The following is a 14,001-nucleotide window of genomic DNA, read 5'->3' on the forward strand; positions in this document are numbered from 1 at the left end:
CCTGTGCACCTTTACGATGCAGCTCCCCAGACTCCCCTTTTCTGTTTACCGCGCCTTGCACCGCAAGGCTTTGTTCGGGTGATGTGGTCATGAAACGCATTCTGGTAATTTTTTCCCATCCCGCTCTGCAGAGCTCGCGGGCCAACAAGCAGCTGTTGCAGGCGATTGAGGGGCTGGAAGGGGTCACGGTTCACGACCTCTATCAGCACTATCCCGACATGTTCATCGATGTGAAGCGGGAGCAGGCGTTGCTCTGTGAGCACGACATCATCGTCTTTCAGCACCCGTTTTACTGGTACTCCTGCCCGGCCATCATGAAGGAGTGGATGGATCTGGTGCTGGAGTATGGCTACGCCTATGGCCCCGAAGCCCATGCCCTCAAGGGCAAGCAGTGGCTGAGCGCCATCACCACAGGCGGGGCGCCGGAGTCCTACTGTAGCGAGGGGTACAACAGCCGACCGCTGCTCGATTTTTTGCTGCCATTTCAACAAGCTGCCACCTTGTGCGGCATGAACTGGCTGCCCCCCTTCGTGCTGCACTCCTTTCACAAGATCAAGGATCCCGCCGCCCTGCGCCGCTGCGGTCAGGATTATCGCCAGCTGCTCTGCGCCCTGCGTGACGATCAGCTGACCCCGGAGCAACTGGCCGGGCGTCCTTATCTGCGCGACTTGCTGGAGGTGCTCTGATGAAACACGGGCAGCTTTTGGGCCGAGCTTATAAGCCGGATCAGACGTTCACACGGAGGGCTGACTGATGGGCCACGGGATCCTGTTTGATGCCTTTATCTACCTCTCTGCCGCCGTCATCGCGGTGCCGCTCGCCAAACGCTGGGGGCTGGGCTCGGTGCTCGGCTATCTGTTGGCGGGGATCATCATAGGCCCCTTTCTGCTGGGGCTGGTGGGTGAGCAGAAGGATGTGATGCACTTCGCCGAGTTTGGCGTGGTGCTGATGCTGTTTCTGGTCGGGCTGGAATTGCGTCCGGCCCTCTTGTGGCAGCTGAAGGGGCCTATTCTTGGCACAGGCGGCCTGCAGGTGCTGCTCACCACGGCGGCATTGACCGGTGTGGCGCACCTGATCGGTTTGCCGCTGCAACAGGGGCTGGCCATCGGCCTGATCCTGGCGCTCTCCTCCACCGCCATCGTGTTGCAGAGCCTGCAGGAGCGTAAATTGATGCAGAGCGAGAGCGGTCGCTCCGCTTTTGCCGTGTTGCTGTTTCAGGATATTGCGGTCATTCCGATCTTGGCGTTGCTGCCGCTGCTGGCCATTGCGCCGGTCGCCAGCAATGGTGGCTCCGAGCTGGCGGGTTGGCAGCATGGTCTGCTGGTGGTCGCGGCCATTTCTGGCATCGTGCTGGGTGGCCATTACCTGATGCGGCCGGTGTTTCGTGCCATCGCCCAGTCCCACATGCGGGAGATCTTCGTCGCCGCCGCATTGCTGCTGGTGATCGCCATCGCGGTGCTGATGGAGTCGGTGGGCCTCTCGCCCGCTCTTGGCTCCTTCCTCGCCGGTGTGGTGCTGGCCGACAGCGAATATCGCCATGAGCTGGAGGCAGACATAGATCCGTTCAAGGGCTTGCTGCTCGGCCTGTTCTTTATGTCGGTGGGGGCGGGGATCGATTTTGGCCTGTTTGCCGAGCACCCCTTCCTCATCCCGACGCTGGTGGTTGGTCTGATGGCGCTCAAATGGCTGGTGCTGATGGCGCTCGGCTTTGCCATCCGCATCTCGCCGAGTCAACGCTGGACCTTTGCGCTGGCGCTGGCGCAGGGGGGCGAGTTTGCGTTCGTGCTCTTCTCGTTTGCCGCCCAGAATCGGGTGCTGCCCGGTGAAACCATCTCGCTGCTGACGCTGGTGGTGGCGCTCTCCATGGCGTTGACCCCGCTGCTGCTGATCCTCAACGATCGGGTGATCCAGCCCTGGTTCGATTACCGTAACCAGAGCGACACACCGCAGCATGAGCAACCTGAGCTGGTGGAGCATCCGGTGATCATCGCGGGCTTCGGCCGTTTTGGTCAGATCGTGGGGCGTCTGCTGCATGGTCACGGCATCGGCACCACCATCCTCGAGCAGGATGCCAGCCAGATAGAGACCCTGCGCAAGTATGGCTATCAGGTCTTCTATGGCGATGCCAGCCGGATCGACCTGCTCCATGCCGCAGGGGCGCACAAGGCGAAGCTGCTGGTGCTCTCCATCAACGATCCGGCTACCTCGCTGGCGGTGATCGAGATGGTGCAGAAGCACTTCCCGCACCTGAAGATCCTGGCGCGAGCGCTGGATCGACCCCATGCCCACGAGATCCTGCGCCACGGGGTCGAGAGCGTGCACCGGGAAACCCTGGGCTCGGCGGTCGATCTGGGGGTGGAAGCCCTGACTCAACTCGGTTTTCGGGCCAACCAGGCCTGGCGGGCGGGCCAGACTTTCAAGCAGCACGATAACTGGTTGTTGCGCGAGCAGGTCAACTATCTGGACGACGAACACACTTATATCAACAAGAGCCTGCAATACCGGGAGATCCTCTCCGATCTGTTGCAAGACGACGAGGAGGGGCAGGAGCGTATCCATGCCCACAACTGGAACAGCGGGCTACCCGACGACGACAAGGAAGCAAAATGATTGCCTATTACCCCATGTTCAAACACCTGCATATGACGCTGGCGCTGGTCAGTCTGCTGCTCTTTATCTATCGCTGGAGTCTGGCGCTGGCCGGCAGCGATCGGTTGCAGCAGAAGTGGCTGAAGATCCTGCCCCATATCAACGACACCTTCCTGCTGCTGTTTGGCGTGCTGCTGGCGGTGACCTTGCAGCTGAGTCCCGGCCAACAACCCTGGCTGATGGCCAAGCTGATGGCACTGGTGCTCTATATCGGTCTGGGTGTCATGGCGCTCAAGCGCCCGGCCCGCGGTCAGAAGCTGGTGGCCGGTGTGGCAGCGCTGGCGGTGTTTGGATACATGGTCGGTGCGGCCATCACCAAGTCAGCATGGTCGTGGCTGCTGTAAATGAGTCGGGGGAGGTACGCCTCCCCCTATCGAGATATTATTCTGTTTAATTATTTTATTTTGGATTGTTTACCTGTCGCAAGTTCATCCCCTAGAACTTTAATTTGATGCTTTTGTTGCTGATTTTATCCCTCGCTGCTCCTGATTTTTTCATCTTTTCTCTTATATATCAAAACCATGGCTGTGTTTGTATGAAAATGGCGACAGTTGTCGCAGCAAAACTTGCGACATAGACTGTCGCAAGTCACGACTAGCATACAGTCAACGCTAAACCAGTGAAGGCAAGCACCATGAGCAAGAAGCTGTTACGACAACTGACCTTGGCGCGTTGCATCCCGCACCGCCCTTACAAGCTGACCGCCAGCCAACTCCAGGTAAAACTGGAAGAGGAAGGCATCCACGTCAGTCTGCGTACCGTGCAACGGGACCTGGAGGAGATGTCCGGCATGGGATTGTTCGACCTCACCTCGGACGAGCGCAGCAAACCCCATGGCTGGTGCTTCGAGCGCCACGGCCTCAACGACTTTGCCAATATCATGCCGCTCTCGCTGGCGGTGGCCCTGAAAACCTGGAGTGATCAGGCGAGCCAACTGTTGCCGGCGAGTGTACTGACCGAATTGAACCCGCTGGTCGACAAGGCGAGCCAGGTGATCCGCGATAGCCAGAGTGAACTGGCTGAACGCTGGCTGGAGAGTGTCCACCAGTCACCGCGTCCGTTTGCCGGCAACCCGGAGATCCGCCGCAGCACCCTGATCCGCGATGCGCTCTGGCGTGGTCGCAAGTTCAGTGCCGAGATCCAGCGCGTGATCAAAGAGCGCACCGTGTGGCTCTGCTACGACCGTATCAACCCGCTCGGCATTCTCAATCAGCCGGACGGTCCGATCCTGCTCTGCACCCTGTCCGAGCTGGACCCCAAGGTCTACGGCATCCCGTTTGACCATATCAAGAACGTGGAGCTGACCAACTTCAGCGCCACCCAGCCGAAGGATTTCAATATCCAGAAGCTGATCCGCGATCAGGGCTATCAGGATGTGAGCGGCCCGATCCGCTTCGTCGGCCGGATCGATGCCAACAGCCAGTCGCTGGTGGATAACCAGATCCCCGGCAACAATCCGCGCATGACCCGCTATGACAAGCGCAGCGTGGTGGTGGAGACCGAAGTGCAGGACACCCCGGAGTTTCGCAGCTGGCTGAACAACATCAGCGGTGAACTGGAGGTGCTGGCACCGGAATCGCTGCGCAAGGCCTATCTCAATCCGGCCAACCGCTTGAGCTGATTAAGAAATTGCATGTGAAGAGTCGAGCCTGGTCTCGGCTCTTTTTTTTGCTGTTTTTTTAAGCATATTTATTCAACTAATTTTTAAGTCTTAACGACAGGATTGAACCGTTTTCCTGCCCCGTTTTTGGGGGCGAAACCCGTGTAAGAGATCTGCCATAGCCACTGTAAGAGGCTGGCGCTTTGAACCGTACGCGAAGCCATGCCAGAATGATCGAGCTTTCCTGTGAAACTAATTAACCATCTGATATTAAAGGGTTAGTTTTTAAGTTTGTTTTTTGAAATGGGAGCGACATCAGATCTTTATCATCGGATGGCCCTTGTTCGGGGTGCGCATTTCCTTACTATGGGTCTCACAAGGACGGAGCTGGTCCGGCAGGATGCAGGGCAGCGCATAAAGATGGAATAGTCCGCAGGATGTGGACAAGGGACACCTCAGGATGAGCTCGATAATCAGGATGATTATCGTCACGGATGAATAAAGGAACACCGCGGGACGCGGCAGGACACTCTCGGGATGAGAGCAGAACGAACGGAACCTCGTTCTTCAGGATGAACAGGACCTCGCCGGATGCGAGAGGAATACTTCAGGATGAAGTGAGATAACCCGGATGGTTATCGGTCAGGAAGACGCAAGGACCCCCACAGGACGTGGTAATGGACACCTCCAGGATGGAGACAGTGAAGCAGTTCAGGATGAATTGCCAGGCCAGGAACGCCGCAGGACACGCCAAGGGATTGGAAAGGGGATATTCCAAAGGATTAGGATAACGTCAGGGATTGCAGGGAGCATTGTAGTTCTACGGACAGGACGACACGACTCTAGGGGACGGCTACCGCCGTCCCCTTTTCTTTTATGGTTTGCCGGAGAGATTGCCGCGCTGGGCGGCGTTGACGATCTCTTGCAGGCGCTGACGAATGTCTACCATGCCAAACACACCAAATATCAGCACAGTGACAAACTCGGTCTTGGTGACCGCGAAGTAGCGTTTGCAAGCCGCCTTGATCATGCTGGCCTGCAGCCAGTGCAACAGCGCGACAATCACGCCGCAGACCGGCAGAAAGCCGTTGAGTTTGCCGGGCAGCGGGGCAATCAGGCTCATCAGCACGCCAAACCAGAAGAACAATATCAGCCCCATCGCCAACAGATTAAAGACTCGCTTCATTGTTTACCTCCCTTAGATAGAGTTGGTAGCAGACCTGACCTGCTTGTTTGTCCTTGAGCAACTGCCAGCTGGCAGGTAGCGTCAGATCGGCCATCTCTTTTTCCCGCTCCAGATAGATCAGGGCATCCGCTGCCAGCCAGCCGCGCTGCTCCAGCAGCTCGCAAACTTGCGGCAGCAGCTCGCGGCGAAACGGCGGATCGAGGAACACCAGATCGAAAGGAGTGGCAGGGCCTTGCAGCCAGCTCACCGCATCAGACTGGATCACCTGACCCTGACTGCTGCCGAGGGCGGCCAGGTTCTTCTTGATCTGGTCGGCGGCCCCCTTGTCCATTTCGATCAGGGTCACCTGCTCGGCATAGCGCGACAGCGCCTCCAGCCCCAGGCCGCCGCTGCCGGCAAACAGGTCGAGGCAGCGGGTGCCGCGGATGTGGGGAGCCAGCCAGTTGAAGATGGTCTCCTTGACGCGATCCGTGGTGGGTCTGAGCCCTTCCACATCCTTGACCGGCAATTTGCGGCCTCGCCACTGGCCGCTGATGATTCTTACAAAGCCCGATTTTCCTTGCGGGGCGGGACTCTTGCTCGGGTTGCTACGGCTGGATTTCACTCTGGGCATCGCGTTTCATCGTCAGAAAATAAAGTGGTAGTATAAGGCGGTTCATTTTTATGCCGACCCGCCAAGGGACGGCTATCTTAGCAGTCAGCCTTTGATGTGAGTATTTTTAGATGGCAAAAGGTTTGTTTTCCTGGCTGGGTTTCGGCCGCAAGAAAGAAGAGGCTGAGGCTGTCCAACCACAGACACCCCAAGCCACCCCCGTTACCGTTGAGCCCGAGGTCACTGCTACCCCCGCTCCCGTTTCCGATACAACTGTTTCCGATAGTACGCCGGCTGTTGCCCCCGAAGTGCCTGCCAGCGCACACAATACCGTTTTGCAAGATGATTGCTGCCTGCCGACCGAGCTGGACGACCGCGGCCCGCTGGTGGTGGAGGAGTGCGCCTCCGATCTGGAGCCGGTGATCGTCAACGAAGCGCTGCTCGCCGAAGAGGAGCGTGCAGCCGCAGAGGCGCACGCTGCCGAAGCCGCTCGTATCGCGGCAGAAGCGCAAGCTGCCGAAACTGCTCGTATTGCCGCAGAAGCTAAGGCTGTGGAAGAGGCTCGTATTGCTGCCGAAGCTCGTGCAGCGGAAGATGCTCGTATTGCCGCTGAAGCTCGTGCTGCAGAAGAGGCTCATAATGCTGCCGAAGCCCGCGCTGCGGAAGAGGCTCGTATTGCTGCCGAGGCTCGCGCCGCGGAAGAGGCTCGCATTGCTGCCGAAGCCCGCGCGGTGGAAGAGTCTCGTATTGCTGCCGAAGCCCGCGCCGCGGAAGAGGCCCGCATCGCTGCCGAAGCCCGCGCCGCGGAAGAGGCTCGTATTGCTGCCGAAGCCCGTGCCGCGCAAGAGGCTCGCATTGCTGCCGAAGCTCGCGCTGCGGAAGAGGCGCGTATTGCCGCTGAAGCCCAAGCTGCGGAAGAAGCGCGTATCGCCAAAGAGGCCCAGCGAGCGGAAGATCTGCGGCTGGTCGCCGCGATGGAGGCTGAGGCCGCCGCACTGGCTGCCCTGCCACTGGCCGCCAAGGTGGATGACGACACCCAGGACAAACCGCAGCGGGAAGGCTTCTTTGCTCGCCTCAAGCGCAGTCTGGTGCGCACCAGGGAGAATATCGGCTCCGGCTTCTTCGGTCTGTTCCGTGGCAAGAAGATTGACGATGAGCTGTTCGAAGAGCTGGAGACCCAGCTGCTGACCGCCGATCTGGGCGTGGATACCACCACTCGCATCATCGAAGGCCTGGTGCAGCATGCGGATCGCAAGCAACTCAAGGATGCCGAAGCGCTCTACGGCCTGCTCAAACAGGACATGGGCGAGATGCTGGCTAAGGTCGAGCAGCCGCTGGTGATCGACACCAACAAGAAGCCTTACGTGATCCTGATGGTCGGCGTGAACGGCGTCGGCAAGACCACCACCATCGGCAAGATGGCCAAGCAGTTCCAGGCCGAAGGCAAGAGCGTGATGCTGGCGGCGGGTGACACCTTCCGTGCCGCTGCGGTCGAGCAGTTGCAGGTTTGGGGTCAGCGCAACAATATTCCGGTGATCGCCCAGCATACCGGTGCCGACTCCGCTTCCGTGATTTATGACGCCATCGAGGCTGCCCGCTCCCGCGGCGCCGATGTGTTGATCGCCGACACCGCTGGTCGCCTGCAGAACAAGAGCAACCTGATGGAAGAGCTCAAGAAAGTGGTGCGGGTGATGAAGAAGCTGGACGAAGAGGCCCCTCACGAGGTCATGCTGACCCTGGATGCAGGCACAGGCCAGAATGCGTTGAGCCAAGCCAAGCTGTTCAGCGAGGCGGTGGGCCTGACCGGTATCACCCTGACCAAGCTGGATGGCACGGCCAAGGGCGGCGTCATCTTCGCTGTGGCCGACAAGTTCCAGATCCCGATCCGCTACATCGGGGTGGGCGAGGGGATCGACGATCTGCGTCCCTTCGTTGCCAACGACTTCATCGAGGCGCTGTTTAGCCGCGATGAATAAGTCCGGCCGCGATGAGTCAGCTCAGCCGTGATGAGTAAGTGTTCCATACCCCGACTCCGGTCGGGGTTTGTCAATTTCAGGGAACCGTTATGATTCGTTTTGACAAGGTCAGCAAGGTATACAGCGGCGGCCATCAGGCGCTGCAAAAGGTCAGCTTTCACCTGCGCAAGGGGGAGATGGCCTTTCTGACCGGGCACTCGGGGGCTGGCAAGAGTACCCTCCTCAAACTGATCAGCGTGATGGAGCGTCCGACCGATGGTCGCGTCTTCTTTCATGGCGATGATGTCAGCCATATCCAGCGCAGCCAGATCCCCTATGTCCGCCGCCAGATCGGGATGATCTTTCAGGATCACCGGCTGTTGATGGACCGCACCGTGTTCGACAACGTGGCATTGCCGCTGGTGATCGATGGCTACAGCCACGCCGATATCAACAAGCGGGTGGCGGCGGCGCTGGACAAGGTGGGGTTGCTCGGCAAGGAGCGTTATCAGCCGCGCCAGCTCTCCGGTGGTGAACAGCAGCGGGTCGGCATCGCCCGTGCCATCGTCAACAAGCCGCCGCTGCTGCTGGCGGATGAACCGACCGGTAACCTGGATCCCCAGCTCTCCATGGACATCATGCGGCTATTTCAGGAGTTCAACAATTTTGGGGTCTCGGTGTTGATTGCCACTCACGATCTGGGGCTGATCGCCCGCATGCGCTATCGCACCCTGACCCTCAAGGCGGGCCGCATGTATTCGGCCGGGGAGGAGCTCTGATGGCTATCGTTCGTCATAAACAACCGCCACTGCGCCGTCTGATGATGTACGGGGTTGACCATGTGCGGCAGGCGTTTGCCAGTCTCGGGGAGCTGTGGCGCAATCCGCTCGCCTCGCTGATGACGCTGGCGGTGCTCGGGGTCAGTCTGGCGCTGCCCTCCTGCTTCCACGTGCTGCTGAAAAACGCCGAGGTGGTGGAGGGGAGCTGGCAGACCAGTTCCCAGATTTCCCTTTACCTGCGCAAGGATCTGCCGGAGCAGAGCATTCTCGATCTGCAGCACCGGATCCTGCTCTATCCGGAGGTGGATTCGGTCACCTACCTGAGCCGTGACGATGCCCTGCGGGAGTTTCGCGAGATCTCCGGCTTCGGCGATGCCCTCGATTATCTCGACAGCAACCCGCTGCCGCCAGTGCTGAGCGTCATCCCGGATCCGCGCTGGCAGAACCCGGAAGGGGCCGCCGAGCTGCTCGGCAAGCTCAATAACGAGGATGGGGTCGAACAGGGCAAGCTGGATCTGCAGTGGCTGACCCGACTGCAGGGGATCATGAACCTGCTGCGCCACACCATTACCGGTATCGCGGTGCTGCTGCTCTCTGCCGTGCTACTGATCGTCGGCAATACCCTGCGTCTGAACATCCTCAATCAGCGTTCCGAGATCGAAGTGCTCAAGCTGGTGGGGGCGACCGACTCCTTTATTCATCGTCCTTTCCTCTATACCGGCATCTGGTTCGGGGTGATCGGCGGCATGCTGGCCTGGTGGCTGACCGAAGTGATGGTGATCTGGAGCGAAGGGGTGGTGAAGGAGCTGGCGGGCTTGTATAACAGTAACTTCCGGCTGGTCGGCATGGGGGCGGTAGACGGGATCAATCTGATCTTGCTGGGTGCCCTGCTGGGGCTGATCGCCTCCTGGTTCTCGGTGCATCGCCACATTCGCGATATCGAACCATCCTGATTACTTTATCATCAGGGTAAATCGCTGGATTTTGCGAGGTGGATCAAGTAAAAAAGGGGCCGTTTCTGGCTTGGCCCCCATAGTCAGAGTATTCTGAATAACAATGATCTTCCGGATCTTTGCTGGATCCGTGGAACCTTCTGATTTATAAGCAGTCTATTAAGCTGAAGCATTTATACGAGTGTGGCCCCTCTGCCTTGCTCGTCAGACTTGGCAAGCATGTGAAGGTTGCGAGCTCCGCAACAATGGACTTAGCATGCTACTTTTCGGGGGTCCTTCATTGTGACCCCCTTTTTTTGACTGTTCATTCATGATTCATCCTGCAGGCTTAAGATAAGCCGGTCTAAAACTGGGCATGTTCTTTGATACACGCCGCAGAACGGCATCCGGTCAGTAGACAGACCCTCTCAGGGTGTTAGACTGATTCGATTGAAAAGTAAGAGGTAACAGATGGGAACTTCATTGCAGCGCACTATGGCTCTGATTCCGCAAGGTAGTCTGGAAGGCTATATCCAGGCAGTAAACTCTATTCCGGTGCTGAGCGCAGAGGAAGAGCGTGAACTGGCTGAGCGTTTGCAGCAGGATGGTGATCTCGAGGCTGCTCGTCAGCTGGTTATGTCGCACCTGCGCTTTGTCGTTCATGTCGCCAAGAGTTATGCCGGTTACGGCCTGCCTCAGGCCGATCTGGTTCAGGAAGGCAACATCGGCCTGATGAAGGCGGTCAAGCGCTTCGACCCGACGGTCGGCGTGCGTCTGGTCTCCTTTGCCGTGCACTGGATCAAGGCCGAAATCCACGAATATGTATTGCGCAACTGGCGCATGGTCAAGGTGGCCACCACCAAGGCCCAGCGCAAGCTCTTCTTCAATCTGCGTAAATCCAAAAAGCGTCTGGGCTGGCTGAACCACGAAGAGGTTCAGGCCGTGGCGGCCGATCTCGGCGTCTCCGCAAGCGATGTGACCGAGATGGAAGCGCGGATGGCCAACTACGATCAGGCGTTCGATCTGGTTGGTGACGATGAGGAAGAGGGCGGCTTCGCACCGGTTCACTATCTGGAGGACAAATCCTCCGATCTGGCCGCGACCATCGAGAATGATAACTGGGACGATCACGCGACCCGCCGCCTCAGCTCGGCCCTCGCCACTTTGGATGAACGCAGCCAGCACATCATCCGCGCTCGCTGGCTCGATGATGACAGCAAGACCACGCTGCAGGAGCTGGCCGATACCTACGGCGTCTCTGCCGAGCGTGTGCGTCAGCTTGAGAAAAACGCACTCAAGAAGCTGAAAGATGCCATGGAAGCCTGATGCTTCCTCTCATAAAAACAGGGCCTGATGGCCTAATGCCGATCAGTTAAGGATCCATTGACCGATCCTGCTGATGTGTAAAAATCCGAAACCTGTTGATTGGTTTCGGATTTTTTATGCGTATCGTACAGGCTCTCGACTTCCTCCACGCCAGCAATCCCGCTCAGTTTGAGTCACTCTCCGACCTCATTTCCCCCGAGCTCATCACAACTCTGCTCGCCGAAGAGGATGTCGTGACCCTGCGCCGTCGCCGCATGCCCATGGAGCGCCTGGTCTGGGCCATCATCGGCATGGCCATGTTCCGCCATGTCCCCATGACCCAGCTGGTCAATCAGCTCGATATCCTGTTGCCCGGTGACCGTCCCTTTGTTGCCCCCAGCGCCTTCCTGCAAGCCCGCCAAAAGCTCGGGGACAAGAGCATCGAGCGGTTGTTTCACGAGACAGCCTCGCTTTGGCACCCGCAGGCCAATCACCCCGGCTGGGCCGGGCTGCAACTACTCGCCGTTGATGGCGTGATGTGGCGCACGCCTGATACCCCGGACAATACCGCCGCCTTTGCCAAGCCCGGTACCCAGCATGGCGAGACGGCCTATCCGCAGGTATGCATGCTCTGCCAGATGGAGCTGACCAGTCACCTGCTTGTTCAGGCTGTCATGGAGAGCTGCGCCGTCAACGAGATGGTGCTGGCCGAACAGCTTGTCGCGCGCACGCCGGACCACTCGCTGACCCTGTTCGACAAGGGGTTTTACTCCCTCGGTCTGCTACATGCCTGGCAAACTGCGGGTAGCGAGCGGCACTGGCTGCTGCCGCTCAAAAAGGGCACGCAATACGAGGTGGTACGCAAGCTGGGGCGCCAGGATGTGCTGGTGCGCCTGACGACCAGTCCACAGGCACGCAAGAAGTGGCCACAACTGCCGGATACGGTGGAAGCCCGCTTGCTGACTCGCAACATCAACGGCAAGGAGCGCCAAGTGTTAACCTCGATGGTCGACCCGATGCGCTTCCCGGGGACTGACATCGCTGAACTCTACAGCCATCGCTGGGAAATCGAGTTGGGCTATCGGGAGATGAAGCACAGCCTGCAACAACATCGACTGACCCTGCGTAGCAAGAAGGCGACGGGGATACGGCAAGAGCTGTGGGGCGTGCTGCTGGCGTACAACCTGCTGCGCAGCCAGATGGTGAAGATGACGGCGAGCCTGAAGGGATACACGGCGAGCCAGCTGAGTTTTCACATGGCGTCGATCTATCTTATCCATGAACTGAGCTGCATGCCCTACCTGTCAGCGGGGACTATCCCGAAGCGGGTAGCTGACCTGGAGAAACAGGCGGGGCAGTTTGTGCTGCCGGCACGAAGGGAGCGAAGTTACCCCCGCTGCGTGAAGCCAAGGCCACAGAGGTATAGTGTGAAAAAAGCCAATAAAAACAATGCCAGTCAGGCTTAACTGACTGGCATTAGGCCTGATGGCCCTGTTTTTGTTTCGCAAGGATCTGGTCGGCCTTGCTTTGGTTACCCTTGAGTGTGTTATGTTGCCGCCACTGCCACATGAGGGAGAGCAGAAGTGAAACTGTTGAACGACCTGTTTACCAACAACCGTGAGTGGGCCGAACGGATCAAGGCCGAAGATCCCGAGTTCTTTGCCACCCTTTCTGCCCAGCAGGCCCCCGAATACCTCTGGATCGGTTGTTCCGACAGCCGGGTGCCCGCCAACCAGCTGATGGGCTTGCTGCCGGGGGATGTCTTCGTCCACCGCAACGTCGCCAATCTGGTGGTGCATACCGATTTCAACTGCCTCTCCGTGCTGCAATACGCGGTAGAAGTGCTCAAGGTGAAGCACATCATCGTCTGCGGTCACTACGGTTGCGGTGGCGTCAAGGCCGCGATGCAGAACCAGGAGCTGGGTCTCATCGACAACTGGCTGCGCAACATCAAGGATGTCTACTTCAAATACGGTGAAGAGCTCGAGGCCATCGAGGATGAGCACGAGCGCTTCGACTACCTGTGCGAGCTGAACGTGGCCGAGCAGGTCGCCAACGTCTGTCACACCACCATCATCCAGAACGCCTGGCGCAAGGGGCAGGAGCTGGCCGTCCACGGCTGGATCTACGGGATCAAGGATGGCTTGCTGCATGATCTCGATCTCTGCATCAGCGGCCCGGATCAGATCCCCGACGTCTATCGCGCCTGGCCGGACATGCGTCCGCCCCACCGTCGGCGCTAGGGAGCTTCATGGTGGCGCCAGCCCTCTATCTGCAGATCAAACAGCATATTCTGGACGGGATCCGCGAACGCCACTATCAGGCGGGGGACAGGATCCCGACCGAAGCGGCCCTGTGCGAGCAGTTCACCGTGAGCCGGATGACGGTCAACCGGGCGTTGCGGGAACTGGTGGCGGAAGGGTGGCTGGTGCGTACCGCCGGTTCCGGCAGCTTCGTGGCGGACCGGCGCACCGAGTCGCCGCTGCTGGCCATTCGCAATATCGCCGACGAGATTGCCGAGCGGGGCAGCGAGTACAGTGCCCGGGTGATCCGGTTGCAGCGACTGGCCGCCGACGAGAAGGTGGCGGTGCAGCTGGGACTGCGGGTCGGTGCCCCCATCTTTCACAGCCTGATCGTCCATCAGGCCGATGGGGAGCCGTTGCAGCTGGAGGAGCGCTTCGTCGATGCCGGGCGCCTGCCGGGCTATGGCGAGCAGGATTTCACGCAGCAAACGCCCAACCGCTATCTGATGGATGTCTGCCCCCTCTCCGAGATGGAGCACGTGGTGGAAGCCGTGTTGCCGAGTGCCGGTGAGGCGGGATTGTTGCAGATCCGCGTAGATTCCCCCTGCCTGTTGTTGCACCGGCGTACCTGGTCGGAGGGGCATCTGGTCTCCTATGCCCGTTTACTCTCCCCCGGTTCCCGCTACAAGCTGAGCTCCAAGACTCAGTTAGAGTAAATGTCTATACAGATCTATTTTGCAAAGCCCACCTCCTAGTGGGC

The 14,001-nt window shown here is 59.0% G+C and carries 13 protein-coding genes; 11 read left to right on the top strand and 2 right to left on the bottom strand.

What is annotated here, in order from left to right:
* Nucleotides 1-89: 89 nt before the first annotated feature.
* The 4 genes from kefF to I6G90_RS17640 all read left to right on the top strand — a co-directional run bounded on the left by kefF (nucleotide 90) and on the right by I6G90_RS17640 (nucleotide 4,270).
* Nucleotides 90-686 carry a glutathione-regulated potassium-efflux system oxidoreductase KefF gene (gene kefF / locus I6G90_RS17625; RefSeq protein WP_005339958.1) on the top strand — a complete coding sequence of 199 codons (597 nt, stop codon included), beginning with the start codon at nucleotides 90-92 and terminating at the stop codon, nucleotides 684-686.
* 67 nt (nucleotides 687-753) lie between these two features.
* Nucleotides 754-2,610: a monovalent cation:proton antiporter-2 (CPA2) family protein gene (locus I6G90_RS17630; RefSeq protein WP_197928507.1), complete on the top strand. Its 1,857-nt coding sequence runs from the start codon at nucleotides 754-756 to the stop codon at nucleotides 2,608-2,610.
* Entirely contained in the window at nucleotides 2,607-2,993 is a 387-nt protein-coding gene (locus tag I6G90_RS17635) for a SirB2 family protein (RefSeq protein ID WP_182938826.1), read from the top strand. Before I6G90_RS17630 ends, I6G90_RS17635 begins: the two co-directional genes overlap by 4 nt.
* A 290-nt stretch (nucleotides 2,994-3,283) precedes the next feature.
* Entirely contained in the window at nucleotides 3,284-4,270 is a 987-nt protein-coding gene (locus I6G90_RS17640) for a helix-turn-helix transcriptional regulator (RefSeq protein ID WP_042057084.1), read from the top strand.
* A gap of 853 nt (nucleotides 4,271-5,123) precedes the next feature.
* On the opposite strand, the gene I6G90_RS17645 is transcribed toward I6G90_RS17640, so the two are convergent.
* On the bottom strand, nucleotides 5,124-5,435 hold the full coding sequence (locus tag I6G90_RS17645) for a DUF1145 domain-containing protein (protein WP_139409348.1): 312 nt from the start codon (nucleotides 5,433-5,435) through the stop codon (nucleotides 5,124-5,126).
* Complete coding sequence (gene rsmD, locus I6G90_RS17650) at nucleotides 5,419-6,048, bottom strand: 16S rRNA (guanine(966)-N(2))-methyltransferase RsmD (protein WP_182933335.1); 630 nt, start codon at nucleotides 6,046-6,048, stop codon at nucleotides 5,419-5,421. Before rsmD ends, I6G90_RS17645 begins: the two co-directional genes overlap by 17 nt.
* Before the next feature lie 110 nt (nucleotides 6,049-6,158).
* Between rsmD and ftsY the strand changes: the two genes are divergently transcribed.
* From ftsY to hutC, 7 genes are all read left to right on the top strand, one after another.
* Nucleotides 6,159-8,003: a signal recognition particle-docking protein FtsY gene (gene ftsY / locus I6G90_RS17655; protein WP_197928509.1), complete on the top strand. Its 1,845-nt coding sequence runs from the start codon at nucleotides 6,159-6,161 to the stop codon at nucleotides 8,001-8,003.
* Between the two features lie 89 nt (nucleotides 8,004-8,092).
* Entirely contained in the window at nucleotides 8,093-8,761 is a 669-nt protein-coding gene (gene ftsE / locus I6G90_RS17660; protein WP_042057091.1) for a cell division ATP-binding protein FtsE, read from the top strand.
* The gene (gene ftsX, locus I6G90_RS17665; RefSeq protein WP_033137698.1) at nucleotides 8,761-9,714 is read left to right on the top strand and encodes a permease-like cell division protein FtsX; all 954 of its coding nucleotides are present in this window, start codon (nucleotides 8,761-8,763) and stop codon (nucleotides 9,712-9,714) included. The genes ftsE and ftsX overlap by 1 nt, the downstream gene beginning before the upstream one ends.
* A 450-nt stretch (nucleotides 9,715-10,164) precedes the next feature.
* Entirely contained in the window at nucleotides 10,165-11,019 is an 855-nt protein-coding gene (gene rpoH, locus I6G90_RS17670; protein ID WP_033137699.1) for an RNA polymerase sigma factor RpoH, read from the top strand.
* Nucleotides 11,020-11,135: 116 nt separating this feature from the next.
* Nucleotides 11,136-12,464, top strand: a complete 1,329-nt coding sequence (locus I6G90_RS17675; protein ID WP_197928112.1) for an IS4 family transposase — start codon at nucleotides 11,136-11,138, stop codon at nucleotides 12,462-12,464.
* A 117-nt stretch (nucleotides 12,465-12,581) separates the two neighbouring features.
* Nucleotides 12,582-13,241, top strand: coding sequence for a carbonate dehydratase (can, locus tag I6G90_RS17680; RefSeq protein WP_041206790.1), 660 nt, complete (start codon nucleotides 12,582-12,584; stop codon nucleotides 13,239-13,241).
* Between the two features lie 11 nt (nucleotides 13,242-13,252).
* A complete protein-coding gene (hutC, locus tag I6G90_RS17685; RefSeq protein ID WP_026035093.1) occupies nucleotides 13,253-13,957 on the top strand; it encodes a histidine utilization repressor in 705 nt (234 codons plus the stop codon).
* The last annotated feature ends 44 nt before the right edge of the window (nucleotides 13,958-14,001 follow it).

Source organism: Aeromonas allosaccharophila (assembly GCF_016026615.1).
GTDB classification, from domain to species: domain Bacteria; phylum Pseudomonadota; class Gammaproteobacteria; order Enterobacterales; family Aeromonadaceae; genus Aeromonas; species Aeromonas allosaccharophila.

Excerpts from the sequence above, each read along its gene's own strand:
- kefF (WP_005339958.1), top strand. The coding sequence starts at position 90 with ATGAAACGCATTCTGGTAATTTTTTCCCATCCCGCTCTGCAGAGCTCG.
- I6G90_RS17630 (WP_197928507.1), top strand. The coding sequence starts at position 754 with ATGGGCCACGGGATCCTGTTTGATGCCTTTATCTACCTCTCTGCCGCC.
- I6G90_RS17635 (WP_182938826.1), top strand. The coding sequence starts at position 2,607 with ATGATTGCCTATTACCCCATGTTCAAACACCTGCATATGACGCTGGCG.
- I6G90_RS17640 (WP_042057084.1), top strand. The coding sequence starts at position 3,284 with ATGAGCAAGAAGCTGTTACGACAACTGACCTTGGCGCGTTGCATCCCG.
- I6G90_RS17645 (WP_139409348.1), bottom strand. The coding sequence starts at position 5,435 with ATGAAGCGAGTCTTTAATCTGTTGGCGATGGGGCTGATATTGTTCTTC.
- rsmD (WP_182933335.1), bottom strand. The coding sequence starts at position 6,048 with ATGCCCAGAGTGAAATCCAGCCGTAGCAACCCGAGCAAGAGTCCCGCC.
- ftsY (WP_197928509.1), top strand. The coding sequence starts at position 6,159 with ATGGCAAAAGGTTTGTTTTCCTGGCTGGGTTTCGGCCGCAAGAAAGAA.
- ftsE (WP_042057091.1), top strand. The coding sequence starts at position 8,093 with ATGATTCGTTTTGACAAGGTCAGCAAGGTATACAGCGGCGGCCATCAG.
- ftsX (WP_033137698.1), top strand. The coding sequence starts at position 8,761 with ATGGCTATCGTTCGTCATAAACAACCGCCACTGCGCCGTCTGATGATG.
- rpoH (WP_033137699.1), top strand. The coding sequence starts at position 10,165 with ATGGGAACTTCATTGCAGCGCACTATGGCTCTGATTCCGCAAGGTAGT.
- I6G90_RS17675 (WP_197928112.1), top strand. The coding sequence starts at position 11,136 with ATGCGTATCGTACAGGCTCTCGACTTCCTCCACGCCAGCAATCCCGCT.